We start from the raw sequence: 2,079 nt of genomic DNA, 5'->3' as shown, positions 1-2,079 counted from the left end.
CCGGCACACCTTGTCGGACACGAAGTCCGACACACGCGGCATCGGCGCGGCGCGGCGCTGGGTGCAGGCGCGCTTCGTGGCGATGGCCAAGGAATGCGGCGGCTGCCTGGAGGTGGTGACCCCCTCGCAGACCATCAGCGGCGCGCGCATTCCCAAGCCCACCGAGGTGATGAACGTGGTCGCCATCCAGCGCGGCAGCGGTGACCCGCAGCGCGTGATCGTCATCACCGGCCACCTCGACTCGCGCGCCAGCGACGTGATGGACTTCACCAGCGACGCACCCGGCGCCAACGACGACGCCTCCGGCGTGGCCGCGCTGATGGAAGCGGCGCGCGTGCTCTCCAAGCACAAGTTCTCCGCCACGCTGGTGTACGCCGCCCTGTCGGGCGAGGAGCAGGGCCTGTACGGCGGCAAGATCCTGGCCGACTACGCGCGCCAGCAGGGCTGGCAGGTGCAGGCCAACCTCAACAACGACATCGTCGGCAACAGCCACGGCGAGAACGGCGTGCACGACAACAGCACGGTGCGCGTGTTCTCCGAAGGCACCAAGACGCTGGAGACCGAGGCGCAGGCCAAGCGCCGCCGCTACAACGGCGGCGAACTCGACGCGCCCTCGCGCAACATCGCGCGCTACATCGCGGGCCTGGCCGAGCGCCACCTCACCAACTTCAAGGTGCAGATGGTCTACCGCACCGATCGCTATGGCCGCGGCGGCGACCAGGTGGCCTTTCTCGAAGCCGGCTACCCCGCCGTGCGCCTCACCGAGGCCAACGAGGACTACACCCGCCAGCACCAGGACCTGCGCACCGAGAACGGCATCCACTACGGCGACACCATCGACGGCGTGGACTTCGGCTACCTCGCGCAGGTGACGCGCCTCAACGCCATCACGATGATGGCGATGGCCCGCGCGCCCGCGCCGCCCAAGGGCGTGACCATCGAAGGCGCCGTCACGCCGCACACCACCGTGAAGTGGCAGGCCGTGCCCGGCGCGGCGCGCTACCGCGTGTGGTGGCGCGGCACCACCGAGCCGCAGTGGCGCCACCACCGCGAGGTGGCCGGCGACGTGACGCAGCTGCAGTTGAAGAACGTGGTCATCGACGACTGGTTCTTCGGGGTCTCGGCGGTGTCGGCCGACGGGTACGAGTCGCCCGTGGTGTTTCCGGGCGATGCCGGCTCGTTCTAGGGTTCGGTCTCGGCCGCTTCGAACTCGGCCGCCGGGCTGTCCTGCCACAGCACCTGGTTGCGGCCACTGCGCTTGGCGGCGAGCAGTCGATCGTCGGCGGCCTTGAGCAGCAGCTCCATCGCGTCGCGCTCGTGCGTCGGCGTGCTCAGCGAGTCGGCGATGCCGGCCGAGAAGGTGTTGGCCGTGAGCGAGCCGGTCTCGAAGTGGAAGGACTTGCGGCGCCAGGCCTGCAGCAGGCCCAGCACCTTGCGCTGCGCCGTCTTGGCGCTGCTGCCGGGCATCAGCAGGCAGAACTCCTCGCCGCCGAAGCGGAAGGCCAGGTCGCTCTGGCGTGTGTTCTCGTTGAGCAGCATGCCGAAGGCGGCGAGCAGCGTGTCGCCCGCGACGTGGCCGTGCCGGTCGTTGACGACCTTGAAGTGGTCGAGGTCGATGATGGCCACCGCCAGCGGCTGCTGCTCGCGCCGCGCCAGCGCCAGCACCTGCGGCAGCACGTCGTTGAGGTGGCGGCGGTTGAACAGGCCGGTGAGGAAGTCGCGCGTGGCCTGCTGCTCCAGCTCGGCCTGCAGCGACTGCACCTCCTGGATCTTCTGCGAGAGCTGCTGGTTGATGGCCTCCAGCTCGGCGCGCGCCTGCTCGGTGGCGAGGCGACGCGCCTCGATCTCGTCCAGGTTCTGCTGCAGGCGGCGCAGCTCGGTCTGCAGCGAGGCCGCCTGGTAGCGCGCCCGCGAGGCCTGGTTGCCGCGCTCCAGCTGGCAACGCTGCCAGGCGCGCAGCGCGGCCAGGGCCTCGGCGGTGTTGCCCAGCTGCTCGTGCAGGTCGGCCAGCGCGTGGTGGAACAGGCAGTGCACGCGCAGGCTCAAGCCCTCTTGCGCGGCTCCGAGCAGCGTCGGCTG

General features: G+C 70.4%; 2 protein-coding genes. One reads left to right on the top strand and one right to left on the bottom strand.

What is annotated here, in order from left to right; all coding sequences use genetic code 11:
• On the top strand, positions 1 to 1,186 hold a 1,186-nt coding region (locus tag VFL64_RS08340; RefSeq protein WP_489539914.1), incomplete at its 5' end, for a M28 family metallopeptidase.
• On the opposite strand, the gene VFL64_RS08335 is transcribed toward VFL64_RS08340, so the two are convergent.
• Positions 1,183 to 2,079 (bottom strand): GGDEF domain-containing protein (locus VFL64_RS08335; RefSeq protein ID WP_489539913.1); only part of this gene is annotated, 897 nt, incomplete at its 5' end. The two genes, VFL64_RS08340 and VFL64_RS08335, sit on opposite strands and share 4 nt — an antisense overlap.

This window comes from Rhizobacter sp., assembly GCF_035702065.1.
Lineage (GTDB): Bacteria > Pseudomonadota > Gammaproteobacteria > Burkholderiales > Burkholderiaceae_C > Rhizobacter.
The sequence above is the reverse complement of the archived record's forward strand: the minus strand, read 5'-3'. Positions and strand labels throughout refer to the sequence as shown.